This is a genomic window from Streptomyces sp. NPDC002054 (assembly GCF_040296685.1).
Classification (GTDB): domain Bacteria; phylum Actinomycetota; class Actinomycetes; order Streptomycetales; family Streptomycetaceae; genus Streptomyces.
Genome location: NZ_JBEOXT010000021.1, coordinates 1 through 24323 on the forward strand (window position 1 = coordinate 1; position 24323 = coordinate 24323).

General features: G+C 72.5%; 23 protein-coding genes. 11 read left to right on the forward strand and 12 right to left on the reverse strand.

The genetic code is table 11. The features are described from left to right. Positions 1 to 724: 724 nt before the first annotated feature. Complete coding sequence (trpS, locus tag ABT123_RS20750; RefSeq protein ID WP_351316552.1) at positions 725 to 1720, forward strand: tryptophan--tRNA ligase; 996 nt, start codon at positions 725 to 727, stop codon at positions 1718 to 1720. Between the two features lie 48 nt (positions 1721 to 1768). On the opposite strand, the gene proC is transcribed toward trpS, so the two are convergent. The 5 genes from proC to ABT123_RS20775 all read right to left on the reverse strand — a co-directional run bounded on the left by proC (position 1769) and on the right by ABT123_RS20775 (position 5195). Next, positions 1769 to 2578 carry a pyrroline-5-carboxylate reductase gene (gene proC, locus ABT123_RS20755; RefSeq protein ID WP_351316555.1) on the reverse strand — a complete coding sequence of 270 codons (810 nt, stop codon included), beginning with the start codon at positions 2576 to 2578 and terminating at the stop codon, positions 1769 to 1771. Between the two features lie 87 nt (positions 2579 to 2665). Next, positions 2666 to 3418, reverse strand: coding sequence for an ABC transporter permease (locus ABT123_RS20760; protein WP_351316558.1), 753 nt, complete (start codon positions 3416 to 3418; stop codon positions 2666 to 2668). Next, positions 3415 to 4257 (reverse strand): ABC transporter ATP-binding protein, encoded by an 843-nt coding sequence (locus ABT123_RS20765; protein WP_351316561.1) that lies wholly within the window; start codon positions 4255 to 4257, stop codon positions 3415 to 3417. Before ABT123_RS20765 ends, ABT123_RS20760 begins: the two co-directional genes overlap by 4 nt. 65 nt (positions 4258 to 4322) lie before the next feature. Then, on the reverse strand, positions 4323 to 4841 hold the full coding sequence (locus tag ABT123_RS20770) for a hypothetical protein (RefSeq protein WP_351316564.1): 519 nt from the start codon (positions 4839 to 4841) through the stop codon (positions 4323 to 4325). 36 nt (positions 4842 to 4877) lie between these two features. Then, positions 4878 to 5195: a peptidase gene (locus ABT123_RS20775; protein WP_351316567.1), complete on the reverse strand. Its 318-nt coding sequence runs from the start codon at positions 5193 to 5195 to the stop codon at positions 4878 to 4880. Positions 5196 to 5300: 105 nt separating this feature from the next. Here ABT123_RS20775 and ABT123_RS20780 point away from each other — a divergent pair, with 105 nt between their 5' ends. Next, the gene (locus tag ABT123_RS20780) at positions 5301 to 7454 is read left to right on the forward strand and encodes a serine/threonine-protein kinase (protein ID WP_351316570.1); all 2154 of its coding nucleotides are present in this window, start codon (positions 5301 to 5303) and stop codon (positions 7452 to 7454) included. 47 nt (positions 7455 to 7501) lie between these two features. On the opposite strand, the gene ilvD is transcribed toward ABT123_RS20780, so the two are convergent. The 4 genes from ilvD to ABT123_RS20800 all read right to left on the reverse strand — a co-directional run bounded on the left by ilvD (position 7502) and on the right by ABT123_RS20800 (position 12093). After that, positions 7502 to 9352: a dihydroxy-acid dehydratase gene (gene ilvD / locus ABT123_RS20785; protein WP_351316573.1), complete on the reverse strand. Its 1851-nt coding sequence runs from the start codon at positions 9350 to 9352 to the stop codon at positions 7502 to 7504. Between the two features lie 191 nt (positions 9353 to 9543). After that, positions 9544 to 10155, reverse strand: a complete 612-nt coding sequence (locus tag ABT123_RS20790) for a TetR/AcrR family transcriptional regulator (protein WP_351316933.1) — start codon at positions 10153 to 10155, stop codon at positions 9544 to 9546. A gap of 59 nt (positions 10156 to 10214) precedes the next feature. Beyond that, complete coding sequence (locus tag ABT123_RS20795; RefSeq protein ID WP_351316575.1) at positions 10215 to 11051, reverse strand: sugar phosphate isomerase/epimerase family protein; 837 nt, start codon at positions 11049 to 11051, stop codon at positions 10215 to 10217. 88 nt (positions 11052 to 11139) lie between these two features. Beyond that, positions 11140 to 12093 (reverse strand): Ppx/GppA family phosphatase, encoded by a 954-nt coding sequence (locus tag ABT123_RS20800; RefSeq protein ID WP_351316578.1) that lies wholly within the window; start codon positions 12091 to 12093, stop codon positions 11140 to 11142. Positions 12094 to 12155: 62 nt separating this feature from the next. Here ABT123_RS20800 and ABT123_RS20805 point away from each other — a divergent pair, with 62 nt between their 5' ends. Then, positions 12156 to 13001 (forward strand): DUF3109 family protein, encoded by an 846-nt coding sequence (locus ABT123_RS20805; RefSeq protein WP_351316581.1) that lies wholly within the window; start codon positions 12156 to 12158, stop codon positions 12999 to 13001. 38 nt (positions 13002 to 13039) lie between these two features. Here the strand turns inward: ABT123_RS20805 and ABT123_RS20810 are convergent, their stop codons facing one another. Next, complete coding sequence (locus ABT123_RS20810) at positions 13040 to 14827, reverse strand: BACON domain-containing protein (protein ID WP_351316584.1); 1788 nt, start codon at positions 14825 to 14827, stop codon at positions 13040 to 13042. 176 nt (positions 14828 to 15003) lie between these two features. Here ABT123_RS20810 and radA point away from each other — a divergent pair, with 176 nt between their 5' ends. Both radA and disA read left to right on the forward strand, forming a co-directional pair. After that, positions 15004 to 16401, forward strand: coding sequence for a DNA repair protein RadA (radA, locus tag ABT123_RS20815; protein WP_351316587.1), 1398 nt, complete (start codon positions 15004 to 15006; stop codon positions 16399 to 16401). Between the two features lie 271 nt (positions 16402 to 16672). Next, on the forward strand, positions 16673 to 17797 hold the full coding sequence (gene disA, locus ABT123_RS20820) for a DNA integrity scanning diadenylate cyclase DisA (RefSeq protein ID WP_351316590.1): 1125 nt from the start codon (positions 16673 to 16675) through the stop codon (positions 17795 to 17797). Here the strand turns inward: disA and ABT123_RS20825 are convergent. After that, positions 17794 to 18339: a hypothetical protein gene (locus ABT123_RS20825; protein WP_351316593.1), complete on the reverse strand. Its 546-nt coding sequence runs from the start codon at positions 18337 to 18339 to the stop codon at positions 17794 to 17796. The two genes, disA and ABT123_RS20825, sit on opposite strands and share 4 nt — an antisense overlap. Before the next feature lie 3 nt (positions 18340 to 18342). Next, on the reverse strand, positions 18343 to 19185 hold the full coding sequence (locus tag ABT123_RS20830; RefSeq protein WP_351316596.1) for a hypothetical protein: 843 nt from the start codon (positions 19183 to 19185) through the stop codon (positions 18343 to 18345). Between the two features lie 160 nt (positions 19186 to 19345). Here ABT123_RS20830 and ABT123_RS20835 point away from each other — a divergent pair, with 160 nt between their 5' ends. The 6 genes from ABT123_RS20835 (at position 19346) to cseC (ending at position 24317) form a co-directional block, all read left to right on the forward strand. Then, a complete protein-coding gene (locus ABT123_RS20835) occupies positions 19346 to 19957 on the forward strand; it encodes a phosphatase PAP2 family protein (RefSeq protein ID WP_351316598.1) in 612 nt (203 codons plus the stop codon). Positions 19958 to 19980: 23 nt separating this feature from the next. Then, positions 19981 to 20895 carry an iron-sulfur binding domain-containing protein gene (locus ABT123_RS20840; RefSeq protein ID WP_351316601.1) on the forward strand — a complete coding sequence of 305 codons (915 nt, stop codon included), beginning with the start codon at positions 19981 to 19983 and terminating at the stop codon, positions 20893 to 20895. 196 nt (positions 20896 to 21091) lie between these two features. Next, positions 21092 to 21649: a SigE family RNA polymerase sigma factor gene (locus tag ABT123_RS20845; protein ID WP_351316603.1), complete on the forward strand. Its 558-nt coding sequence runs from the start codon at positions 21092 to 21094 to the stop codon at positions 21647 to 21649. A 23-nt stretch (positions 21650 to 21672) separates the two neighbouring features. Continuing rightward, positions 21673 to 22293: a hypothetical protein gene (locus ABT123_RS20850; RefSeq protein ID WP_351316606.1), complete on the forward strand. Its 621-nt coding sequence runs from the start codon at positions 21673 to 21675 to the stop codon at positions 22291 to 22293. Between the two features lie 15 nt (positions 22294 to 22308). Beyond that, positions 22309 to 23007 carry a two-component system response regulator CseB gene (gene cseB, locus ABT123_RS20855; protein WP_351316609.1) on the forward strand — a complete coding sequence of 233 codons (699 nt, stop codon included), beginning with the start codon at positions 22309 to 22311 and terminating at the stop codon, positions 23005 to 23007. Further along, positions 23004 to 24317 carry a two-component system sensor histidine kinase CseC gene (cseC, locus tag ABT123_RS20860; RefSeq protein ID WP_351316611.1) on the forward strand — a complete coding sequence of 438 codons (1314 nt, stop codon included), beginning with the start codon at positions 23004 to 23006 and terminating at the stop codon, positions 24315 to 24317. Before cseB ends, cseC begins: the two co-directional genes overlap by 4 nt. The last annotated feature ends 6 nt before the right edge of the window (positions 24318 to 24323 follow it).

Below are 24323 nucleotides of genomic sequence, written 5' to 3' on the forward strand. Positions count from 1 at the left end.
CACGCTGTTGAGTTCTCAAGGTGCGGACGCTTCCTTTGTACTGACCCTCGCGGGCTTTCCTCCGGGCGCTTCCTTCGTTCTTGCTTTGTTCTTGCTTTGTTCTTGCGTTTCCGACTCTATCAGATCTTTTCGGACCCGATTTCCTCGGCGCTTTCCAGGTTTTCGCTTTCGCGCTTTCCCTTTCCGGCGGTTCCGACTCTATCAGATCCTTTCGGGCCTGACTCCCAGTCAGCGGGGTTTGTCTTCCCGGCCCGTTGGGCTGTTCCGACGTGGTGAGACCTTAGCGGATTCCTTGCCCCCGACCTAATCGGCGACTGTGTCCATCGGACACGGATTCCTCATTCGCAAATACGCATGAAAACGAGACGACAAAGTGCGTCGTTCGTTCGAATGAGTGTTGCGGGATGGCTGTCCGGGGACCGACCGTGGTCGGCGCTCACTTCGGACAACTCGAAGAACCTTACGGACCACGGACACCCGTGTCAACCCCGGGCGTGGGGCGCCCTCCACGGCTAGCCTGGATCCGTGACTACGCATGCGCTCACGCTCAACCTTCGCTGGTTGGCCGCCTGACGGCGGCCGACCTTTCACGCGAGCACGCATGCGCTCCACGGCCGCCGCTACGGCGGCCGTTCTTGTTTCTCCCCTCCCGGGGTGGCTCGGTCGCCGCTGACAGCGCCGGTACCGACACAGCCGACACCCACACCACAGGGAGCAGAGGGACATGACGAGGATCTTCAGCGGGGTCAAGCCGACCGGGCATCTGACGCTGGGCAACTACCTGGGGGCCGTACGGCAGTGGGTCGCCGCCGAGCGGGAGCCGGACGAGGCGCTGTTCTGTGTGGTCGATCTGCATGCGCTGACCGTCGAGCACGATCCGGCGCGGGTGCGGCGCCTCAGTCGGCAGGCAGCGACGCTGCTGCTCGCGGCCGGGCTGGATCCGGAGCGCTGCACCCTCTTCGTGCAGAGCCATGTCGACGCGCACACGCGGCTGTCCTATCTGCTGGAGTGCACGGCCTCGGACGGGGAGCTGCGGCGCATGATCCAGTACAGGGAGAAGGCGGGCAGGGCGCAGGCGGCCGGGGACGGGGTGCGGCTGTCGTTGCTGACGTATCCCGTGCTGATGGCGGCGGACATCCTGGCGTACCGGTCGGAGGAGGTGCCCGTCGGGGAGGACCAGCGGCAGCACGTCGAGCTGACCCGGGATCTGGCGGTGCGCTTCAACCAGCGGTACGGGCCGACGTTCGCCGTGCCGAGGGCGACGCATCCGGCGGTGGCCGCGCGGGTGATGGACCTCCAGGACCCGCGGTCGAAGATGGGGAAGTCCCATGAGGTGAGTGCCGGGGTCGTCTATCTGCTCGACGAGCCGGGGGCCGTCACCAAGAAGGTGATGCGGGCGGTGACTGACAACGAGGGCGGGGTGGTCTACGACCGCGCGGCCCGGCCGGGGGTGGCGAATCTGTTGGACATCCTGGCCGCCTGCACGGGTGGGGATCCGGTGGAGCTGGCCGCCGGATACACGGGCTACGGGCAGCTGAAGCGGGATGTCGCGGAGGCCGTGGTCGAGTTGTTGCGGCCGGTGCGGGAGCGGCATGCCGAGCTGGCGGCGGATCCGGCGGCGGTGGAGAAGGTGCTGCGGGCGGGGGCGGAGCGGGCCCGGGGCATTGCGCGGCCGGTCGTGGATGGGGCGTACGAGGCCATTGGGCTGCTCGCTCCCTGAGGGGCGGGCGTACGTACGGACCCCCGGCCGGCGGGGGTCCGTACGGCGTCAGCTGTTGCCGGTGGCGAGTTCGCGGCTGCGGTCGCGGGCGGCTTCGAGGGCGGCGATGAGGGCTGCCCGTACGCCGTGCTTCTCCAGCTCGACGATCGCGTTGATGGTGGTGCCGGCCGGGGAGGTGACGGCCTCGCGGAGCTTGACCGGGTGCTCGCCGCTGTCGCGGAGCATCACGGCGGCTCCGATGGCGGCCTGCACGATCAGGTCGTGGGCCTGGGCGCGGGGCAGGCCGAGGAGGATGCCGGCGTCGGTCATGGCTTCGACGAGGAAGTAGAAGTAGGCGGGGCCCGAGCCGGACAGGGCGGTGGCTGCGTCCTGCTGGGATTCGGGGACCCGGAGGGTCTTGCCGACGCCGCCGAAGATCTCCTCGGTGTGGGCGAGGTCGGCGGCGGTGGCGTGGCTGCCGGCCGAGATGACGGACATGGCCTCGTCGACGAGGGCAGGGGTGTTCGTCATGACGCGGACGACGGGGGTGCCGGGGGCGAGCCGTTCCTCGAAGAAGGAGGTGGGAATGCCGGCGGCACCGCTGATGACCAGGCGGTCGGCGGGGACGTGCGGGGCGAGTTCCTCCAGGAGCTTGCCCATGTCCTGGGGCTTCACGGTGAGGATGAGGGTGTCCGCGCGCTTGGCGGCCTCGGCGTTGGTGACCGCCTCGACGCCGTAGCGGGTGCGGAGTTCCTCGGCGCGTTCGGCGCGGCGGGCGGTGACGAGCAGCTTCGAGGCGGGCCAGCCGCCCCGGATCATGCCGCTGAGCAGGGCCTCGCCGATCTTGCCGGTACCGAGGACTGCGACTGTCTGGGTCATGCCCGATTCACCTCGCCGAACTGGGGGTACGTACGCCGCCATCCTCGCACCCGGGCGGGTTCCGGGGCCGGGGTGTCCGGTGGGTGGTCAGGCGGTGCGGCGGCGGAGGGTGGCGGCTCCGAGGGCCAGGACGAGCAGGCCGCAGCCGGCGACGACGGCGACATCGCGGACGAAGGCGGCGGTCATGTCGGTGTGGGTGAGGACCTGGGTCATGCCGTCGACGGCGTAGGACATGGGCAGGGCGTTGGAGAGGCCTTCGAGTACGGGCTGCATGGTGCTGCGGGCGGCGAACAGGCCGCAGAGCAGCAGCTGGGGGAAGATCACGGCCGGCATGAACTGGACGGCCTGGAACTCGGAGGCCGCGAAGGCGGAGACGAAGAGGCCGAGGGCGGTGCCGAGCAGGGCGTCGAGCAGGGCGACGAGCAGCAGCAGCCAGGGGGAGCCGATGACGTCGAGGCCGAGGACCCACAGGGCGGTGCCGGTGGCGAGGAAGGACTGGATGACGGCCAGGGCGCCGAAGGCGAGGGCGTAGCCGGCGATGAGGTCGCCCTTGCCCAGGGGCATGGCGAGGAGGCGTTCGAGGGTGCCGGAGGTGCGTTCGCGGAGGGTGGCGATGGAGGTGATCAGGAACATCGTGATGAGGGGGAAGATGCCGAGGAGGGACGCGCCGATCTGGTCGAAGGTGCGCGGGTTTCCGTCGAAGACGTAGCGCAGCAGGGTCAGCATCAGGACGGGTACCAGCAGCATCAGCGCGATGGAGCGCGGGTCGTGGCGCAGCTGGCACAGGACGCGGGCGGCGGTGGCGGTGGTGCGGGCGCCGTTGATGACGGTGGTGCTCATCGGGTCCCCTCGGTTGCTGCGGTGATTGCTGTGGTGTGGGTGGCTTCTAGGGCTGTCTGGCGGGCGGCGGCGTTCGCGTCGTCGACGAGGCGGAGGAAGGCTGCTTCGACGGTGTCGGTGCGGGTGCGGTCGCGCAGGCCGTCGGGGGTGTCCTTGGCGAGGATGCGGCCCTCGCGCATGAGCAGCAGGTCGTGGCAGCGCTCGGCTTCGTCCATGACGTGGGAGGAGATGAGGAGGGTGGCGCCGCGGGTGCGGGCGATCTCGTGGAAGAGGTTCCAGAGGTCGCGGCGGAGGACGGGGTCCAGGCCGACGGTGGGTTCGTCGAGGACGAGCAGCTCGGGGGTGCCGAGCAGGGCGACGGCGAGGGAGACGCGGCTGCGCTGGCCGCCGGAGAGGGTGCAGGCCAGGGCGTCGGTGTGGGTGGTGAGGTCGACGTCGGCGAGGACCCGGCGGACGGATTCCGCGCGGCGGTCGGCGGCGGCGCGGCCGGGGTCGAGGACGGCGGCGAAGTAGTGGAGGTTCTGGCGGACGGTGAGGTCGTCGTAGATCGAGGGTGCCTGGGTGACGTATCCGATGCGGGAGCGGAGGGTGGGGTGGCCGGCGGGCCGGCCGAGGACGTCGAGGGTGCCGGTGACGTGGGCCTGGGTGCCGACGACGGCGCGCATGAGGGTTGATTTTCCGCAACCGGAGGGGCCGAGGAGGCCGGTGATCCGGCCTCGGGGGACGTCGAAGTCGATGGCGTCGAGGACGGTGTGGAGGGCTCGGCCGGTGCCGCGGCGGACGGTGAGTCCGCGGGCGTGTACGGCGGGCGAGGGCGCCGCCTCTCTTTTATTCATCATGTGATGAATAATGCGCCTGGCGGTGCCGGGGCGTCAATGGCGTCAACAGAGAGGGCGGTGGAGGCTTACTTCTTGCGCTTGGGGCGGCGGGCGGCGGGGTTTCCGGTCCGGCTGCTGCGTCGGCGCGCGAACTCGGCGGCGGCCTTCTCGTACTCGGCGCGGTGGAGCTTCTCGCCGGGGGCCTCGACCAGGCAGCGCAGGAAGTACGCGACCAGGGAGCCGATGAAACCGATGGTCTTCAGGCCCTTGAGGGAGGCCTCGTCCGAGGAGGGGGCCGGGCGGCGGCCGAAGGACTCCCAGGTCTTGGCGAAGGCGATGGCGCTGCAGATCGCGAAGAGGACGACGACCGAGATGGAGAGGAAGGGCCCGACGTCGCCGATCGCCAGGCCTTCGTAGGCGAGCTGGAGCAGCAGGGCGCCCGCCACGGCCGCGGCGAGCGAGCCGAGGGCCATGCCGATGCGGCGCAGCAGGTAGCCGCCGTCGTGGTTCACCCAGGTGGTGCCGAAGAACTTGATCGGCTCGGGCTGGGGGCCGACGGCCGGGGTCTCGGCGGGGCTGGTCTGGTCTCGCTGGTCGTCGCTCACACGGCCGATTATCTCCCCCCGCGTGTTGGGAGGGCGTCAGCCGCAGCGGCTGGTGACGTACCCGTCGACGCCGGTCTTCACGTACGCGTCGGCGACGAACTCGCCGTTGCCGACGCAGTCCCAGATGTTGGAGGTGCCGTACGGGCCGGAAACCCTGGTGCCGGGGGTCTGGCAGTTGATCGTCACCCAGGCGCCGTACGGCAGCACCCGGACGACGGAGTAGTTGGTGCCGGGTCCGCTGCGGACGTTCACCCGGTAGCCGGGGGCGACCGGGAACGACGGGTAGCCGCCGCCCGCGGTGGCACTGGTTTCGGCCACGGCTTCGGGCTGGTTCAGTTCGTTCTCAACCGACATGTGCATCTCCCCCGTTGAGCGTTCCGCTCGGCAACTCGCGCAGGGTAGCAGGCTGCCGAGGAATCGTACGGCCCATCGACTAGGCTCCCGCGGGGGTGGTGGGCCATGCAGTCGTTGCGTGCGGAGCAGGCCGGATTTCCCGAGTACGCCGGGCAGTACCGGCTGGAATCCGTGCTCGGTTCCGGCGGCATGGGCGTCGTCCATCTGGCCACCTCGGCCTCCGGGCTGAAACTCGCCGTCAAGGTCGTCCACGCCGAACACGCGGTGGATCCCGAGTTCCGGGCCCGGTTCCGGCAGGAGATCGCCGCCGCGCGGCGGGTCAGCGGCGCCTTCACCGCTCCGGTCGTGGATGCCGACCCCGATGCCGAGCGGCCCTGGATGGCCACCCTGTTCATCGACGCGCCGACGCTCGCCGAGCGCGCGCGGGAGCGGCTGCTGACGGGGCCCGAGCTGGCCCGGCTCGGCGCGGGGCTGGCGGAGGCACTCCGCGACATCCACCGGGCCGGGGTGGTGCACCGGGACCTGAAGCCGAGCAACGTACTGATGGCGGCCGACGGCGCGAAGGTGATCGACTTCGGGATCTCCCGGCCCTACGACAGTGATCTGCGGACGGAAACCGGGAAGCTGATCGGGACCCCGCCGTTCATGGCACCCGAGCAGTTCCAGCGCCCGCGGGAGGTCGGGCCGGCGGCGGACGTGTTCGCGATGGGTGCGGTGCTGGTGCACGCGGCCACCGGGCGCGGACCCTTCGACTCCGACAGTCCCTACATCGTCGCGTACCAGGTGGTGCACAGCGAGCCCGATCTGACCGGGGTGCCGGCGCAGCTCGCGGTGATCGTCGGGCGCTGTCTCGCCAAGGATCCGGCGGACCGGCCGTCCGCCGACGAGCTGATCGTCGCCCTGCGCGCGGCGGCGTACCCGACCTCCGAGGACACCCGGGCCTTCATCCCGCAGCCGCGCCGGCCGGCCGTGGCCGTGGCCGAGGAGGTCACCCACCGGCGGATCCCGGCGGACGCGGCGGATGCGACGGGGGAGCCGGCCGGCGGCGGGCGCCGGCTGCGGCGGCGGACCGCCGTCGCCCTGGCGGTGACGCTGGGGCTGCTGCTCACCGGCGGCGCGGTCGGCGGCTACCTCCAGCTCCGTACGGCCGAGGAGCCGACCGGAACCGTGGCGGCGGCCCGGGAGCGGCCCGGGCCCGAGGCGTTCGCCCCGTGGACGGCGCAGCTGGGCCCGCAGCGGGCGGCGAACCAGGCCCCGGCCTGCTCCTGGGCGGACGGGGCCCTGTACTGCTCGGGTCTGGGGGTGACCGCCGCCCGGGTGGACCCGGCCGACGGCTCGAAGCGGTGGACCGTGGCCGACACCGGGAAGGCCGGGAGCACCGCGCAGCACACCGCCCCGCAGCACGCCGGCGGGCTCGTCCTCGCCGTCGCCGACGGCAGCGGACTCCTCCAGGCCCTGGACCCGGCGACCGGCGGGCAGCGCTGGCGGAAGGAACTGCCCGCAGGCGCGAAGGTCGTACCGGCCGGGGCGCAGGTGCTGATCGCGGCCGTGGACGGATCGGTCACCGCGCTGGATGCGGCCACCGGCACCGCCCGGTGGACCAAGCGGGTGGCCGGGGTGGGATCCCTGTGGTGGCCCGGCCCGCCGGAATCGGGACGGACCACCGTGTACGTGGCCACGCCCGGCCCCGACGGCACCTCGACCCGCATCTCGGCGGTCGACCCGGCCGACGGGCGGGTGCTGTGGCAGCTCGGGGCCCCCGGATCGGCCGGCCCGGCCGGGGTGGCCGGGGACGGGCTGTACCTGCCGGTGACCGACGTCCGCTCCTCGACCCGGGCCGTCCTCCGGGTCGACCTGCGCACCCGGGCGGTCCGGGAGATCCCGCTCACCGCCCCGCTGGTACAGGCTCAGGCCGAGGTCGGGGCAGACGGGACGGTGTACCTGTTCGGGACCTCGGGCACCCTGGTGGCCCTCGGCGGGCAGGGCGAGAAGTGGCGGCTGGAGACGGGCCTGAGCGTGGCGTCCCGGCCGGTCTTCGCGGACGGCCGGGTGCACCTGACCGCGGCGGACGGTCGGCTGCTGGCCGTGGACGCGGCCACCGGGCGTCCGGTGGGGCAGACCGACCCGCGGATGGGCACCGGCCGGAACACCTATGCCGGGACCCGGCCCGCGCCGGTGGTCGCCGGGGGCCGGGTCTTTGCCACCGCCCCCGACGGCTCCGTGTTCGCGGTGACCGGCGCGGACCCGGCCGGCTGGTAGCACCCGGCCGGTAGCGCTTACGGATCTGTCCGTCGCCTACAGCTCTGTCAGTAGAGAAGGCTCACGTCGCGGACCGCTCCCTTGTCCGCGCTGGTCGCCATCGCCGCGTAGGCACGCAGCGCCGCCGACACCTTCCGCTCGCGGTTCTTCGGGGCGTACACCCCGCCGAGCGCCTCGCGGCGGGCCGCCAGCTCCTCGTCGGAGACGAGCAGGTCGATCGAGCGGTTCGGGATGTCGATGCGGATCCGGTCCCCGTCCTCGACCAGGGCGATCGTGCCGCCCGAGGCCGCCTCCGGGGAGGCGTGGCCGATGGACAGGCCCGAGGTGCCGCCGGAGAAGCGGCCGTCCGTGATCAGTGCGCAGGCCTTGCCCAGGCCGCGGCCCTTGAGGAAGGAGGTCGGGTAGAGCATCTCCTGCATACCGGGGCCGCCGCGCGGGCCCTCGTAGCGGATGACGACCACGTCGCCTTCCTTGATCTTCTTGGAGAGGATCTTCTCGACGGCCTCGTCCTGGGACTCGCAGACCACCGCCGGACCCTCGAAGGTCCAGATCGACTCGTCCACGCCGGCCGTCTTCACGACACAGCCGTCCTCGGCGATGTTGCCGCGCAGCACCGCGAGGCCGCCGTCCTTGGAGTACGCGTGCTCCACGGAGCGGATGCAGCCGCCCGCGGCGTCGAGGTCCAGGGTCTCCCAGCGCTCGGACTGGGAGAAGGCGGTCGCGGAGCGCTTGCAGCCGGGAGCCGCGTGCCACAGCTCCATGGCCACCTCGGAGGCGGTGCCGGAGCGGGCGTCCCACTGCGCCAGCCAGTCCTCCAGGTTGTCCGAGTGGACCGTTGTGACGTCCTTGTTGAGCAGGCCGCCGCGGTGCAGCTCGCCGAGGATGGCGGGGATGCCGCCGGCGCGGTGCACGTCCTCCATGTAGTACGTGCCGCCGGGCGCGACGTTCGGCGCGACCTTCGCCAGGCACGGGACGCGGCGCGAGACCTCGTCGATGTCCTTGAGGTCGTAGTCGAGGCCGGCCTCCTGGGCCGCGGCCAGCAGGTGCAGGATCGTGTTCGTCGAGCCGCCCATCGCGATGTCCAGGGCCATGGCGTTCTCGAAGGCCTGGCGGGTGGCGATGTTGCGGGGCAGGACGGACTCGTCGTCCTGCTCGTAGTACCGCTTGGTGATCTCCACGACCGTGCGGCCGGCGTTCTCGTACAGGGCGCGGCGGGCGGTGTGGGTGGCGAGGACCGAGCCGTTGCCGGGGAGGGCCAGGCCGATGGCCTCGGCCAGGCAGTTCATCGAGTTGGCGGTGAACATGCCGGAACAGGAGCCGCAGGTCGGGCAGGCGTTCTCCTCGATGCGGAGGACGTCCTCGTCGGAGACGTTCTCGTTCACCGCGTCGACGATCGCGTTGATCAGGTCGAGCTTGCGGACGGTGCCGTCGACGAGGGTGGCCTGGCCGGCCTCCATCGGGCCGCCGGAGACGAAGACCACCGGGATGTTGAGGCGCATGGCGGCCATCAGCATGCCGGGGGTGATCTTGTCGCAGTTGGAGATGCAGATCAGCGCATCGGCACAGTGGGCTTCCACCATGTACTCCACCGAGTCCGCGATCAGGTCGCGGGAGGGCAGGGAGTACAGCATGCCGCCGTGGCCCATGGCGATGCCGTCGTCCACCGCGATGGTGTTGAACTCGCGGGGGATGGCGCCCGCGGCCCGGATGGCGTCGGAGACGATCCGGCCGACCGGGGCCAGGTGGGTGTGCCCGGGGACGAACTCGGTGAAGGAGTTGGCGACCGCGATGATCGGCTTGCCGATGTCCTCGCTCGCTACGCCCGATGCACGCATCAGGGCTCGTGCGCCCGCCATGTTGCGGCCGTGGGTGACGGTGCGGGACCTCAGCTCGGGCATCGGGTTCACTCCCCATAGAGCGGAATACGAGCAGAATGCGACTGCATGGCTGTTTACGAGATTACGCCCCCGGCTTCAGGATGCGGACGCGGTGTCCGGATGGCGGGACGCCGGGCTCAGTCAGCGGTCACCGCGCCGCTGCGGCCCACGTCCGCCGCCCCGGCCCCGGTCAGGGCCGCGCCGGGACCGCCTCACTCCTCTGTCAGGTACCGCTGCAGGGTCGGGGCCACCAGGGCCACGATCGCCTCCGGGTCGGCGGAGGCGAGCGGCTCGACTTCGAGCACGTACCGCAGGATCGCGATGCCCACCATGTGGGAGGCGGCGAGCTCGGCACGGAAGGTGGGGTCGGGCACGTTGAGGTCGGCCGCGACCCGCTCCAGCACCCGGCGCAGCACCAGCCGGCGCAGCACCTTCGCCGCCGCCTCGTGGGTGAGCGCGGACCGGATGACCGCCAGCAGCGGGGCCCGCGTCACCGGGTTCTCCCACACGCCGAGGAAGTAGCGGGCGAGCCGCTCGCCGATGCCGTCGGGGCCGGTCGCCAGGATGGCCGGGACGACCAGGGCGGGCTCCATGCTCATTTCGATGGCGGCGGCGAAGAGGTCGTCCTTGGTCCCGAAGTAGTGGTGGACCAGGGCCGGGTCGACGCCGGCGGCCTTCGCCACCCCGCGGACGGAGGTCTTGTCGTAGCCGCGCTCGGCGAACACCTCGCGGGCGGCGAGGCGGATCCGCTCCTGGGTGCTCGGGCCGTCGTCCGCCTCGTCGCGGGGCGGCCGGCCGGGGCCGCGCCGAGGCCGCTTCGGCACGTCCTGCCCCTCGGGTACGTCCTGCCCCTCCGGTACGTCCGACCCCTCCGGTACGCCGGTCACGGGCGCGGGACCCGGTGCGGGGCGGCGGCGCCCGCGCTGGCGAGGTGGAGCCGGGTGAAGGCCAGGGCCTCGGCGAGGTCCGCCTCGCGCTCGGCGGAGGACATGGCGCGCCGGGTGTTGACCTCGATCACCACATGGCCGTCGAACCCGTTCAGGGCCAGCCGTTCCAGCAGCTCGGCACAGGGCTGGCTGCCGCGCCCGGGCACGAGGTGCTCGTCCTTGGCGGAGCCGTTGCCGTCCGCGAGGTGGACGTGGGCGAGCCGGTCCCCCATCCGGTCGACCATCGCGGTGGCGTCGGTGCGGGCGGTGGCGGTGTGCGAGAGGTCGACCGTGAAGTGCCGGTAGTCGTCCTTGGTGACGTCCCACTCGGGTGCGTACGCGAGCATCTCGCGGTCGCGGTAGCGCCACGGGTACATGTTCTCGACGGCGAACCGGACGTCGGTCTCGTCGGCCATCCGCCAGATGCCGGTCACAAAGTCACGGCTGTACTGGCGCTGCCAGCGGAACGGCGGATGGACGACCACGGTGGACGCGCCGAGCCGCTCGGCGGCGGCCTGGGCCCGCTGCAGCTTGGTCCACGGGTCGGTGGACCACACCCGCTGGGTGATCAGGAGGCAGGGGGCGTGCACGGCCAGGATCGGGACCTGGTGGATCTCGGAGAGCCGGCGCAGGGCCTCGACGTCCTGGCTGACCGGGTCCGTCCAGACCATCACCTCGACACCGTCGTAGCCGAGGCGCGCGGCGATCTCGAAGGCGGTCGCCGTGGACTCGGGGTAGACCGAGGCGGTGGACAACGCGACCTTCGCGTCGGGGATCCGGACTGGTTCTGCCACGGAGACAGGGTACGGGTCCGGCCCCCGCCCGGCTGCGGCCGGGCCGACGGGCTGCGCGGGGCTGCAAGGGCTGCGACGGCTGCCGCGGCTACGGAACGATCGGCTCCGGGCTCGGTGCCGGCAGGTGGTCCAGGCGGCGCAGGATGACGCCCTCGCGCAGCGCCCAGGGGCAGACGTCCAGCTCGTCCACCCCGAACAAATCCATGGTCCCCTCGGCAACGAGCGCGCCCGCCAGCAGCTGCCCCGCCCGGCCCTCCGACACGCCCGGCAGGGCCACCCGCTGGCCGGTGGTCATCCCCGCCAGCCGCGGCACCCACTCCTCCAGCGCCTTGCGGGTCAGCCCCCGCTGCACGTACAGACCCTCCGTCGACCGGGCCGCACCCGCGATCCGGGCCAGCTGCTTGAAGGTCTTCGAGGTCCCCACCACGCGGTCCGGCGCCCCGAAGCGGTTGAACTCGCCGACCGTACGGGCGATCTGCGCCCGCACATGGCGGCGCAGCGCCTTGACGTCCGCCGGGTCCGGCAGGTCGCCGGGCAGCCAGCCCGCGGTGAGCCGGCCGGCGCCCAGCGGTAGCGAGACGGCCACGTCCGGGTCCTCGTCCAGGCCCTTAGCGATCTCCAGTGAGCCCCCGCCGATGTCGAGGATCAGCAGTTTCCCGGCGGACCAGCCGAACCAGCGGCGGGCGGCGAGGAAGGTGAGCCGGGCCTCGTCCTCCCCGCTGAGCACCTGGAGGTCGACCCCGGTCTCGGCCTTGACCCGGTCCAGGACCTCGTCGGCGTTGGTGGCCTCCCGGACCGCGGAGGTCGCGAACGGCAGGACCTCCTCGCAGCCCTTGTCCTCGGCCGCCTGCACCGCTTCCGTGATGACCGAGACCAGGCGCTCCACGCCCTCCGGGCTCACCGCGCCGTGCTCGTCGAGGAGCTGCGCCAGGCGCAGTTCCACCTTGTGCGAGTGCGCCGGCAGCGGGCGCGCGCCGGGGTGCGCATCCACCACCAGCAGATGGACCGTATTCGAACCCACATCAAGGACACCGAGTCTCATACGCGAAACGCTACTGGCACGAACGCGGATGGGTGACGTAAGGGGCGCTTAGGCTTGGGTTTGTGCCAAATACGAAGAAGGCCAAGACGAAGAAGAAGCCCGTCAAGACCGCCGGGACCGCCGGGCAGGCCGCCGGGCCGTCCGCGTCGGCCGCTGCGGCGGGCGACGAGAAGGGCCTGGACTTCCCCCGGGCCTGGGTGGAGTTCCCGGACCCCGCCGACGAAGAGCAGGTCTTCCGGTGTGACCTGACCTGGCTGACCTCCCGCTGGACCTGCATCTTCGGCAGCGGCTGCCAGGGCATCAAGGCCGGACGGGCCTCGGACGGCTGCTGCACGCTCGGCGCGCACTTCTCCGACGATGACGACGAGAAGCGCGTCGCACAGCACGTGGCACGGCTCACCCCGGAGCTGTGGGAGTTCCACGATGTGGGCAGCGAGACGGGGTGGACCCAGCTCGACGACGACGGCGACAAGCAGACCCGCCGCTGGAAGGGCGCGTGCATCTTCCTGAACCGGCCCGGGTTCCCGGCCGGGGCCGGCTGCTCGCTGCACATCCTGGCCCTGCGGGAGGGCAAGGAGCCGCTGGAGACCAAGCCGGACGTGTGCTGGCAGCTGCCGATCCGGCGGACGTACGAGTGGATCGAGCGGCCCGACGACACCCGGGTGCTCCAGGTGTCGATCGGCGAGTACGACCGGCGCGGCTGGGGTCCGGGCGGCCACGACCTGCACTGGTGGTGCACGTCGGCCACTTCCGCGCACGGCGCGGGCCAGCCGGTCTACGTGTCGTACCGGGCGGAGCTGATCGAGCTGATGGGCAAGGCGGGGTACGACGCGCTGGTCGAGCTGTGCGAGGCCCGGCTGGCCTCGCTGCTGCCGATGGCTCCGCATCCGGCCGACCCGGTGGCCTGAGCCGTTCCCTGGCTCCGGCGTCCGTTGGGTCAGCCGGGTCAGCCGGCGGGCGGTGACGGCTGCGGGGACGGGGAAACCGTTCCTTCGGAGGGCTGCGGACTGGGTTCCGGGGTCGGAGTCGGGGTCGGCGTCGGCTCCGGGGTGGGCGTGGGCGTCGGCTCCGGGGTCGGGGTGGGCGTCGGCTCCGGGGTCGGCTGCGGAGCCGGGGTGGGCTGCCCCGACGGCTGCGGGGCCAGATGGCCCCGGCCCTGGATGGCGATGACCGCGCCGCCCGGATCGACGCCGACCCGGGCCCGCCACGGCCCGGGCGGCTGGCCGTACGGGTCCACGGTGATCAGCAGAGTGATCGATTCGCCGGGCGCGAGCGTGCCCGAGGCCTGGCTGACCCGCAGCCAGGGCGCGTCCGACCGGAGCCGCCAGTCCACCGGGGCGCCGCCGGAGGCGGTGAGCAGGAGATACGTCGTACCGCCCCGGGACACCGCGTCGGCCTCGATCCGGCCGGGGCCGCCCGGGCGCAGCGGGGTGGTGGCGCCGCCGGTGCTGATCACCTCGACGGACACGTCGGAGGTCCGGCCCGCCCGCAGGAAACCCGGCTCGGCGCCGGTGCGGGCCGTGTTGCCGGCGTTCTCGTACCCGGTGTGCCGGCGGCCGTCCGCGCGGGCCGGGATCTCCGATTCGCTGGCCGAGATCCGGGTGGCGCCGCCGGCCGTCGGTTCCTCGGTGCTCGGCGCGCCCCGGTAGGCGGCCCACAGGGCCAGCACGGGCGCGGCGACCACGGTGGCCACCACGGTGGTGGTGACGGCCCCGGCCCGGAACCGGTTGCGGCGGGCCGCCCGGTCCTTGGGGTCCATCGGGAACCCGGTCCGGGTGAAGCGGGGGGCGGCGGACCGGCCGGAGCGGGTGGCGCCGAGCGCTGCCGCGTGGACGGCCCGCCGGGGCGCCGGGACCAGGGGCAGGGCGGCGGTGCGGGTGCCGCCGGAGCCGGGCCAGGGCGCGGCGGCCCCGACCCGTTCGGCGACCCGGCGGCAGCGCGGGCAGTCGTCCACGTGCCGGACCAGCTCGGCACGGAGGGTACTGGACAGCAGCAGCTGGCTGTCGCCGGTGAGGCGGGCGACGGCGGGGCAGCAGCCGGTCTCCACGACGGCGAGGGCGGCGCGGGTCCGCTCGACCTCGCAGGCGGCACCGGAGAGCAGCTCGCGGGCGGTGGCCGGGGCGGTGCCGAGCACGGCGGCGAGTTCCGGCACCGCCAAGCGGTGGCGGACGGCCAGTTCCAGCGCCTCCCGCTGTTCGGGCGTGGTACCGGCGGCTTCGGGCCAGGCGAGCCGGGCGAGTTCGGCCCGCTGCCGGGCGGCTTCCGCGGCTTCGGCGGCTTCCGCAGCCTCGACGGCCTCGGCTTCGGCCGCTTGGGCCGCCGGCTTGTGCGCCTCTGTGCGCCCCTGCTGCTCCGGCGCACGCCCCGCGCCGTGCGCCCCGACGCCCGCCCCCGGCCGGCCCCGGCGACCGCCCTGCCTGCTGACGTGCCGCACCCGCCGCTGTTCCGCGAGCCTGCGCAGGCAGGCCCAGCGCGCCAGGGCGTACAGCCAGGCCCGCCGCTCGCCCTCGCCGGGACATCGCCCGGGGTACCGCTCGGCCACGGCCAGCACCTCGGCCAGCACCTCGACGGCGGCCCCGTGATCGCACAGCACCGAAAGGCAGTACGTGAACAGGCCATCCAGATACGGCTCGTGCGGGGAAGCGGGCGGCTGTTCCCCCTCGGGGAGCGCGCGCCCGTGCGCCCGGTGTGCGCCGGAGTGCGGGGCGGGTTGTGCCTGACTGCTGCTGGTCACCCGGCGACCGTAGGCGGCGCGCCGGTGACGGCCCGGAAGCCTTCAGCACTTTTAATCCTTACGGGTGACCAGATCGCACAAAACAGGACACGTGTCCTGACGTCCGAAGCGCCCGGAGCGTCTGCGGTTGCCCACCGCGCCCTGCGCTGTCGGTGCCGCCCGTTACCGTGGGGCGCATGGCTGCCCGTACATCCCGATCATCCGCCAAGGACCGGCCGTCCTACCGCTGCACCGAGTGTGGCTGGACCACCGCGAAGTGGCTCGGGCGGTGTCCCGAATGCCAGGCCTGGGGGACCGTCGAGGAGCAGGGTGCGCCCGCCGTGCGGACCACCGCGGCGGGGCGCGTCTCCACCGCGGCGGTGCCGATCGGACAGGTGGACGGGCGGCAGGCGACCGCACGGTCGACCGGAGTGGACGAGCTGGACCGGGTGCTCGGCGGCGGGCTGGTGCCCGGGGCCGTGGTGCTGCTGGCCGGCGAGCCGGGCGTGGGGAAGTCGACCCTGCTGCTGGACGTCGCGGCGAAGGCGTCGAGCGACGCGCACCGCACGCTCTATGTGACGGGCGAGGAGTCGGCCAGCCAGGTCAGGCTGCGGGCCGACCGGATCAACGCGCTCAGCGACCACCTGTATCTGGCGGCGGAGACGGACCTGTCGGCGGTGCTGGGGCATCTGGACGCGGTGAAGCCGTCCCTGCTGATCCTGGACTCCGTACAGACCATCGCCTCGCCCGAGATCGACGGGGCGCCGGGCGGCATGGCCCAGGTGCGGGAGGTGGCCGGCGCGCTCATCCGGGCCTCCAAGGAGCGCGGCATGTCCACGCTGCTGGTCGGCCATGTGACGAAGGACGGGGCGATCGCCGGACCGCGGCTGCTGGAGCACCTGGTGGATGTGGTGCTGAGCTTCGAGGGCGACCGGCATGCCCGGCTGCGGCTCGTGCGCGGGGTCAAGAACCGGTACGGGGCCACGGATGAGGTCGGCTGCTTCGAGCTCCACGACGAGGGGATCACCGGGCTCGCCGACCCGAGCGGGCTGTTCCTGACCCGCCGGGCCGAGGCCGTCCCGGGGACCTGTCTGACGGTGACCCTGGAGGGCAAGCGCCCGCTGGTCGCCGAGGTGCAGGCGCTGACGGTGGACTCGCAGATCCCGTCCCCCCGGCGCACCACCTCGGGCCTGGAGACCTCCCGCGTCTCGATGATGCTGGCGGTCCTGGAGCAGCGCGGCCGGATCACCGCGCTCGGCAAGCGGGACATCTACAGCGCCACGGTGGGCGGGGTGAAGCTGACCGAGCCGGCCGCGGACCTGGCGATCGCGCTGGCCCTGGCCTCGGCCGCGAGCGACGTCCCGCTGCCGAAGAACCTGGTCGCCATCGGTGAGGTGGGCCTGGCCGGCGAGGTCCGGCGGGTGACGGGCGTCCAGCGGCGGCTGGCGGAGGCACACCGGCTGGGCTTCACGCACGCGCTGGTCCCCTCGGACCCGGGCAAGGTGCCGGCGGGCATGAAGGTGACCGAGGTCGCGGACATGGGCGACGCACTACGGGTCCTCCCCCGCAGCCGCCGCCCAGCCAAGGCGGAATAGGGGGCGCGGGCCGAGCCCGGGGCAGGCGGACCACGGCTCCGTACACCAGCGGAGCCGGGTTTCGGCCCGCGGGCGGGCATAGCCGCAGCGCCGCGGAGCCGGGTTTCGGCCCGCAGGTGGGCGTGGCCGGCGGGCCGGGGCGGGGTCCCGTGCGGTGGCTCCGCGGTAACCACCGGCAGGGCCATGGCATGCGCCGGTAGACTTTGTGCCGGTCCGCCCACTCCCCGCGCACGCGGGGCCCGGCGGCGCAACCCGCGACCGGAGGAGTGCAGTGGCAGCCAAGGACGGGGCAGCAGCACCCGGGAAGTCCGGCGCAAGCTCCAAGCACGACGCGCTGATGCGCGCGTCACTGACCGCCGTCGCCCCTGGTCAGGCCCTGCGTGACGGCCTGGAGCGGATCGTCCGCGGCAACACCGGCGGCCTGATCGTCCTCGGTATGGACAAGGCCGTGGAAGCCATGTGCACCGGCGGTTTCGTGCTGGACGTGGAGTTCACCGCGACCCGGCTGCGCGAGCTCTGCAAGCTCGACGGCGCGCTGATCCTCGACAAGGACATCACCAAGATCCTCCGGGCCGGAGTCCAGCTGGTGCCGGACGCCTCGATTCCGACCGAGGAGACCGGCACCCGGCACCGGACCGCCGACCGCGTGTCCAAGCAGTGCGGGTTCCCGGTCGTCTCGGTGTCCCAGTCCATGCGGCTCATCGCCCTGTACGTGGACGGGGAGCGCCGGGTCCTGGAGGAGTCCGGGGCGATCCTGTCCCGCGCCAACCAGGCACTGGCCACCCTGGAGCGCTACAAGCTGCGCCTCGACGAGGTCGCCGGCACCCTGTCGGCGCTGGAGATCGAGGACCTGGTCACCGTCCGCGATGTGACGGCGGTCGGGCAGCGGCTGGAAATGGTCCGCCGGATCGCCACCGAGATCGCCGAGTACGTGGTGGAGCTCGGCACCGACGGCCGGCTGCTGTCCCTCCAGCTCGACGAGCTGACCGTCGGGATCGAGCAGGAGCGCGAGCTCGTCATCCGCGACTACGTGCCGGAGCCCACGGCGAAGCGTTCCCGCACCGTGGACGAGGCGCTCGCCGAGCTGGACGCGCTGACCCACGCGGAGCTGCTGGAGCTGCCCATCGTGGCCCGCGCGCTCGGCTACACCGGCTCCCCGGAGACCCTGGACTCGGCGGTCTCCCCGCGCGGCTACCGGCTGCTGGCGAAGGTTCCGCGACTGCCCGGCGCGATCATCGAGCGGCTGGTCGAGCACTTCGGCGGACTGCAGAAGCTGCTCGCGGCGAGCGTGGACGACCTGCAGACCGTCGACGGAGTCGGCGAGGCGCGGGCGCGCAGCGTCCGGGAGGGCCTGTCCCGGCTGGCCGAGTCCTCGATCCTGGAGCGGTACGTCTAGGTCAGGTCCGGGTCGTCCTCGTAGTCGTCGTTCTCGTAGTCATCGTCCGCGGTCGGTGACGGAGCCGGGGACGGGCTGTTCGGCAGCGGCTTCGACGTGGAGCCGTAGCACACCAGGGTCACCAGGATCGTCGTGTTACCGGAGTCGTCCCCGTTGTCGCCCGCCGGCTGCGCCATCGCCGTCCAGTTGCCCTTGCTCAGGGTCAGCGCCGGGCGCATATCCGGTCCGTCCTGCCAGCCGCGCTTCCGTGCCCGGGAGAAGCCGTCCTTGAGCGCCGCGTCGGCCGTGGCCGCCGGGTACGTGCCGGTCAGGTGCTCGGTGCACTGGGTCGGGATGTGCACCTGAGAGGCCCGCACCAGGCCCAGCCCCGCCTCGCCGAGGGACTCGCTCAGCTCCCGCACCACCAGGTCAGCCTCCAGCGGCGGCCCCGAGTACCTCGGGGGCAGCGGGCCGAGGTCCGCGAGCGGGTGGGAGCAGCCGACCGCCGCCACGACGGCGACGGCCGCGAGTACCGCGGCCTGTATCCGCGTACGTATGTGCATGGGTCAGTCCGACTTCAGGACGAACGAGGTCCGCGCCACCGGCATGCCCGGGGACTTGACCTCGACGACGTACGTGTCCGGGACCGCGCTGCCCTCGGGCGGCGTGCCGCACCGGTCGGCGGCGCTGAACTTGCGGTCCCATTCCAGCGACTGGCTGGTCTCGCCCTTGGCGGGCAGCCGGTAGAAGACGTTCCCCGCGCCGGCCGGGCAGTGGTCGGAGGACCAGACGGCCTTGGTGACGCTGGCCTGAAGGATGGTCAGCACGGCCTGCTTGGGGCCGAGATCCACCTTGCAGGTGGTGCCGGAGACATTGCGCGCGACCAGGTCGAGGCGAGGCCGCTCATTGGCCTCGTACTCGTTCTTCGCGCTCTTGATCTCCCACTGGAGTGCGTTGGGCGCACAGGTGGGAAGCCCGGAGTCGGCCGGGACCTGCGCCGAGCTGCCGCCGGAACCGGCCGATGTGCCCGTGCCGTTGCCGGAGCCGGAGCTCGAGCCGCCGCCCGCGCCGCCGCCCGGCTCGCCGTTCTTGCCGGTGCCGGTCCCGCTCCCGGCGCCCGCCGCGGAACCGGAGCCGCCGGTACCCGAGCCGACGCTGCCGCCCGACTCGTCGCGTCCGCCCGGCGCCTGACTGATCGCCGGACCCTTGCCGGGTGCACCCGGGGTGATCGAGGCGATCGGATCAGGGCCGCCGGAGCCCTTGCCGTCGTTGCTCACCTTCCCGCCACCGGAACTGACGGTCCATACGGCGAGCAGCGCGAGCAGTGCCACGACGGATGCCAGAACTGCCCTCCGTCGCCAGTAGATGGAGGAGGGAAGCGGCCCGACCGGATTGCGCAGAGATCCCACGAAGGGAACTTTACGAGAGTCCGGGAGCCGATCAGTGCCCCACATGCCGGGCGGCGGGCGAGATTTGGCGATGATCATCCTGGAGAGGTATCCGGAACCCGCCCGAACCGGCCATCCGCATGATGCAGACGTTAGTCCGTTTTACGTACTGTCGGTGACCATGGACAGCTCCGACCTCTACCGAGACATCACCGATTTCGCCCGGACCACCCCCGGCTGGACCCAGACGCTCGCCGAGCTCTGGACCGAGCTGGGGCTGCTCCTCTTCGGGGTGCTCTTCCTCTCCCTGTGGTGGCGTTCCCGCGCCCGCGACCCGCGGGCGGTCGCGCTCGCCGTCCTCGCACCGCTCGTCACCGCCCTCGCGTACGTCGGTTCGGAAGCCGTCAAGTCCACGGTGCGCGAGGAACGCCCCTGCCGGGCGGTCGCCGGCGCCGCACGTTCACTGATCGAGTGCCCGGTCACCGGTGACTGGTCCTTCCCGAGCAACCACTCGGCGATCGCCGGGGCCGCCGCCATCGCCCTCGCGCTGGCAGCCCCCCGCCTGGCACTGCTGACCGTGCCGATGGCCCTGCTGATGGCCTTCTCCCGGGTGTTCGTCGGCGTCCACTACCCGCACGACGTCGCCATGGGTCTGCTGCTGGGCGGCTCGCTGGCCGCGCTCCTCATGATGGTCCTGGCCGGTCCGACCAGTCGGCTCATCATCACCATGCGTCACAGCGGCATCGCTCCGGCCGTCTGGTTCACCGGTCCGGGCCCGGCACACCGCACCTGATCCGTGCCAGGATGCGGAGTGCCATGACTGCGACCTCTGCGACTCCTGCCCTCGACGCCGACAGCGCGCACGCGCTCCACTCCCCCGTCATCGCCTGGTTCGACCAGCACGCCCGCGACCTGCCCTGGCGCCGCCCCGAGGCCGGCCCCTGGGGGGTCATGGTCAGCGAGTTCATGCTCCAGCAGACCCCGGTCAAGCGGGTCCTGCCGGTATACGAGCAGTGGCTGGCCCGCTGGCCCCGGCCCGCCGATCTGGCCGCCGAACCGCCCGGCGAGGCCGTCCGCGCCTGGGGCCGGCTCGGCTACCCGCGCCGTGCCCTGCGCCTGCACGGCGCGGCCGTGGCCATAACGGAACGCCACGGGGGCGACGTACCGCGGGAGCACGCACAGCTGCTCGCGCTGCCCGGGATCGGCGAGTACACGGCCGCCGCGGTGGCCTCCTTCGCGTACGGGCAGCGGCACGCGGTGCTGGACACCAACGTCCGCCGGGTCTTCGCCCGGACCGCGACCGGCGTCGAGTACCCGCCGAACGCCACCACCGCCGCCGAGCGGCGGCTCGCCCGGGCCCTGCTGCCCGAGGACGAGGACACGGCCGCCCGCTGGGCCGCCGCCTCCATGGAGCTCGGCGCCCTGGTGTGCACGGCGAAGAACCCGGACTGCGCCCGCTGCCCGGTCGCCGGTCTGTGCGCCTGGCGGCTGGCCGGGAAGCCGCCGCACGAGGGGCCGGCCCGGCGGGGCCAGACGTACGCCGGGACCGACCGGCAGGTCCGCGGCAAGCTGCTCGCCGTACTGCGGGAAGCGGTCGGCCCGGTTCCGCAGGCGGCTCTCGACGCGGTCTGGGACGAGCCGGTCCAGCGGGCCCGGGCGCTCGACGGGCTGGTCTCCGACGGCCTGGTGGAACCCCTCGAGGGCGGCAGCTACCGCCTCCCCCGAACCTGATCCGGACCTGATCCAAACCTGAGTCTGGGATTCCGCTTCACCACCGGAAACCGCAGCTCAAAGGCGTTGTTACACAACCTATGGGTAGCCGTGCGCCCACCGAAGTCTGGACCGCACAGCCTCGTGACAACCCCTCCGTACCTTCGAATCCATCAGCAGGGGACGAAGAGCGGTTACGGAACGGAGGCGGTCTGAGATGGCGCACGGCGAGGTACTCGAATTCGAAGAGTACGTACGCACTCGGCAGGACGCGCTGCTGCGCAGCGCCCGGCGCCTGGTCCCGGACCCGACCGACGCACAGGACCTCCTGCAGACCGCGCTCGTCCGGACCTACGGACGCTGGGACGGCATCGCCGACAAGTCCCTCGCCGACGCCTACCTCCGCCGCGTGATGATCAACACCCGGACCGAGTGGTGGCGCGCCCGCAAGCTCGAAGAGGTCCCCACCGAGCAGCTCCCGGACGCCCGCATCGAGGACGGCTCCGAGCAGCGCGCCGACCGCGCCCTGCTGATGGACATCCTGAAAGTGCTCGCACCCAAGCAGCGCAGTGTGGTGGTACTGCGACACTGGGAGCAGATGAGCACCGAGGAGACGGCCGCGGCGCTCGGGATGTCGGCGGGAACCGTGAAGAGCACTCTGCACCGGGCACTGGCCCGCCTCCGGCAGGAGCTGGAGAGCCGCGACCTGGACATGCGAGCGTTGGAGCGCGGTGACCACGTGCGTGACGAGGGGCGGGAGCGGTGCGCGGCCTGAGCGGCAGAGGTTCGCTGGTACTGGTGTCGACGGGGACGGTGGTCCTCGTCGGCACCGCGCTGTTCGTGGTCGGGTGCTCCACCGGGGGGACCGGCCTGAAGGACGGCGGTCCGGCCCGCTCGGAAGCCGTGGCCAAGACCGCGCCGACCCCGTCCCCCGGGGGCAGCGTAGAGGCCTCGCCGATGGCGAAGATCGACCCCGTGGCGCTGCTCAAGGCGGACCCGAAGGTCAGCGCCGGGATCAAGCAGGACCTCAAGCCCTGCGCGGGCAAGGAGTACCCGGTCGACGTCAGCTACGGGAAGATCACCGGCAACAACGTCGACGATGTCGTCGTCAACGTGCTGTCCTGCGATGATGCGATGGGTCTGGGCTCCTACGTGTACCGCGAGGACGGCGGACGGTACGAGAACGTCTTCGCGGACGAGCAGCCACCCGTCTACGCGGAGATCGACCGGGGCGATCTGGTGATCAGCAAGCCGGTGTACGCCAAGAGCGACACCCTTGCCTACCCCTCCGGGGAGGACGTCATCACGTACCGCTGGTCGGGCGAGAAGTTCGCGCTGCTCAGCCGCGTGCACACGGACTACAGCAACGTGGTCGACGGCGGCGCCCTGCCCGCCCCGGCCGTGACACAGAAGAACTGAGGCGAGGCTTCCGCAATGGCCGAGACCCATGTCCTGTTCGTCGAGGACGACGACGTCATCCGCGAGGCCACGACCCTGGCGCTGGAACGCGACGGGTTCGTGGTCACCGCCATGCCCGACGGCCTGTCGGGCCTGGAGTCGTTCCGCGCGAACCGCCCCGACATCGCCCTGCTCGATGTGATGGTCCCCGGCATGGACGGCGTCAGTCTCTGCCGGCGCATCCGCGACGAGTCCACGGTGCCCGTCATCATGCTGTCCGCCCGGGCGGACAGCATCGACGTGGTGCTCGGCCTGGAGGCCGGCGCCGACGACTACGTCACCAAGCCCTTCGACGGCTCGGTCCTGGTGGCCCGGATCCGCGCCGTGCTGCGCCGCTTCGGCCACGCCGGCGGCCCCGGCGGCGGCGAGGCCGGCCCGGCCGGGGAACGCGGGGTGCTGTCCTTCGGCGACCTGGAGGTCGACACCGAGGGCATGGAGGTCCACAAGTCCGGGAACCCGGTGGCCCTGACCCCGACCGAGATGCGGCTGCTGCTGGAGTTCTCCTCCGCCCCCGGCACCGTCCTCTCCCGCGACCGGCTCCTCGAACGGGTCTGGGACTACGACTGGGGCGGCGACACCCGGGTCGTGGACGTCCACGTCCAGCGGCTCCGCACCAAGATCGGCCAGGACCGGATCGAAACGGTCCGCGGGTTCGGATACAAGCTCAAGGGATGAAGCGCTTCACTCTGCGCACGGGCATCCGCTGGAAGATCACACTCGCCATCGCCGCCGTGGGCGCCCTCATCGCGCTCGCGCTCAGCCTGGTGGTGCACAGCGCCGCCCGGGTGTCGATGCTCGAAAACCAGCGCAATGTCCAGCTGGACCGCGTGCAGTTCATCTCGCGCAACGCCGACGCCGGCCGCAAGCCGATGATGGGCGCCAAGATCAACGACCCGGAACTGCCGGCCCCGCTGCGGGACAAGGCACGCGGCGGGCGGCGCGGTACCTACGTCCAGGAGAACGGGCGCACGCTTCCCGAGGTGTGGGCGGCGGTGCCGCTCGGCAACGGGCAGGTGCTGTCCATCCACAGCCAGTTCCGGGAGAGCGCCGACATGATGCGCGACCTGGACCAGGCCCTGGTCATCGGCTCGCTCTCGGTGGTCATCGGCGGCTCCGCGCTCGGCGTGCTCATCGGCGGGCAGATCTCCCGACGGCTGCGCAAGGCGGCGACCGCCGCGACCCGGGTGGCGCACGGCGACCCCGACGTCCGGGTGCGGGACGCGGTCGGCGGGGTCGTCCGGGACGAGACCGACGATCTGGCGCGGGCCGTGGACGCCATGGCCGACGCCCTCCAGGAACGGCTGGAGGCCGAACGCCGGGTCACCGCGGACATCGCGCACGAGCTGCGCACCCCGGTGACCGGCCTGCTGACGGCCGCGGAACTGCTGCCGCCGGGCCGCCCCACCGAGCTCGTACGGGACCGGGCGCAGGCGATGCGGGTGCTGGTCGAGGACGTACTGGAAGTGGCCCGGCTGGACAGCGCGTCCGAGCGGGCCGAGCTCCAGGACGTGGCCCTGGGCGAGTTCGTCAGCCGCCGGGTCGCCTCGCTGATGCCGGAGGCCTCCATCCGGATCGTCGCGGACGAGATAGTCAGCACCGACCCGCGCCGGCTGGAGCGGATCCTGGGCAACCTCCTCGCGAACGCCGCCCGCTACGGCAGACCGCCGGTCGAAGTGGACGTCGAGGGCCGGGTGGTACGCGTACGGGACCACGGGCCCGGCTTCCCGGAGGCCCTGCTGCGCGACGGACCGAGCCGGTTCCGCACCGGCTCGACGGACCGGGCGGGCGTGGGCCACGGGCTGGGGCTGACCATCGCGGCCGGCCAAGCCCGGGTGCTCGGCGCCCGCCTGACGTTCCGTAACGTGGCGGGACCGGGTGGCACGGACCGGGCGGGCGAGGCGGCGGGAGCGGTGGCGGTGCTGTGGCTGCCGGAGCACGCACCGACGGCGACCGGCAGTTTCCCGATCCTCCAGCTGCCCCAGTGATGCCCT

Excerpts from the sequence above, each read along its gene's own strand:
- trpS (WP_351316552.1), top strand. The coding sequence starts at position 725 with ATGACGAGGATCTTCAGCGGGGTCAAGCCGACCGGGCATCTGACGCTG.
- proC (WP_351316555.1), bottom strand. The coding sequence starts at position 2,578 with ATGACCCAGACAGTCGCAGTCCTCGGTACCGGCAAGATCGGCGAGGCC.
- ABT123_RS20760 (WP_351316558.1), bottom strand. The coding sequence starts at position 3,418 with ATGAGCACCACCGTCATCAACGGCGCCCGCACCACCGCCACCGCCGCC.
- ABT123_RS20765 (WP_351316561.1), bottom strand. The coding sequence starts at position 4,257 with ATGATGAATAAAAGAGAGGCGGCGCCCTCGCCCGCCGTACACGCCCGC.
- ABT123_RS20775 (WP_351316567.1), bottom strand. The coding sequence starts at position 5,195 with ATGTCGGTTGAGAACGAACTGAACCAGCCCGAAGCCGTGGCCGAAACC.
- ABT123_RS20780 (WP_351316570.1), top strand. The coding sequence starts at position 5,301 with ATGCAGTCGTTGCGTGCGGAGCAGGCCGGATTTCCCGAGTACGCCGGG.
- ilvD (WP_351316573.1), bottom strand. The coding sequence starts at position 9,352 with ATGCCCGAGCTGAGGTCCCGCACCGTCACCCACGGCCGCAACATGGCG.
- ABT123_RS20800 (WP_351316578.1), bottom strand. The coding sequence starts at position 12,093 with ATGAGACTCGGTGTCCTTGATGTGGGTTCGAATACGGTCCATCTGCTG.
- radA (WP_351316587.1), top strand. The coding sequence starts at position 15,004 with ATGGCTGCCCGTACATCCCGATCATCCGCCAAGGACCGGCCGTCCTAC.
- ABT123_RS20825 (WP_351316593.1), bottom strand. The coding sequence starts at position 18,339 with ATGCACATACGTACGCGGATACAGGCCGCGGTACTCGCGGCCGTCGCC.
- ABT123_RS20835 (WP_351316598.1), top strand. The coding sequence starts at position 19,346 with ATGGACAGCTCCGACCTCTACCGAGACATCACCGATTTCGCCCGGACC.
- ABT123_RS20840 (WP_351316601.1), top strand. The coding sequence starts at position 19,981 with ATGACTGCGACCTCTGCGACTCCTGCCCTCGACGCCGACAGCGCGCAC.
- ABT123_RS20845 (WP_351316603.1), top strand. The coding sequence starts at position 21,092 with ATGGCGCACGGCGAGGTACTCGAATTCGAAGAGTACGTACGCACTCGG.
- cseB (WP_351316609.1), top strand. The coding sequence starts at position 22,309 with ATGGCCGAGACCCATGTCCTGTTCGTCGAGGACGACGACGTCATCCGC.
- cseC (WP_351316611.1), top strand. The coding sequence starts at position 23,004 with ATGAAGCGCTTCACTCTGCGCACGGGCATCCGCTGGAAGATCACACTC.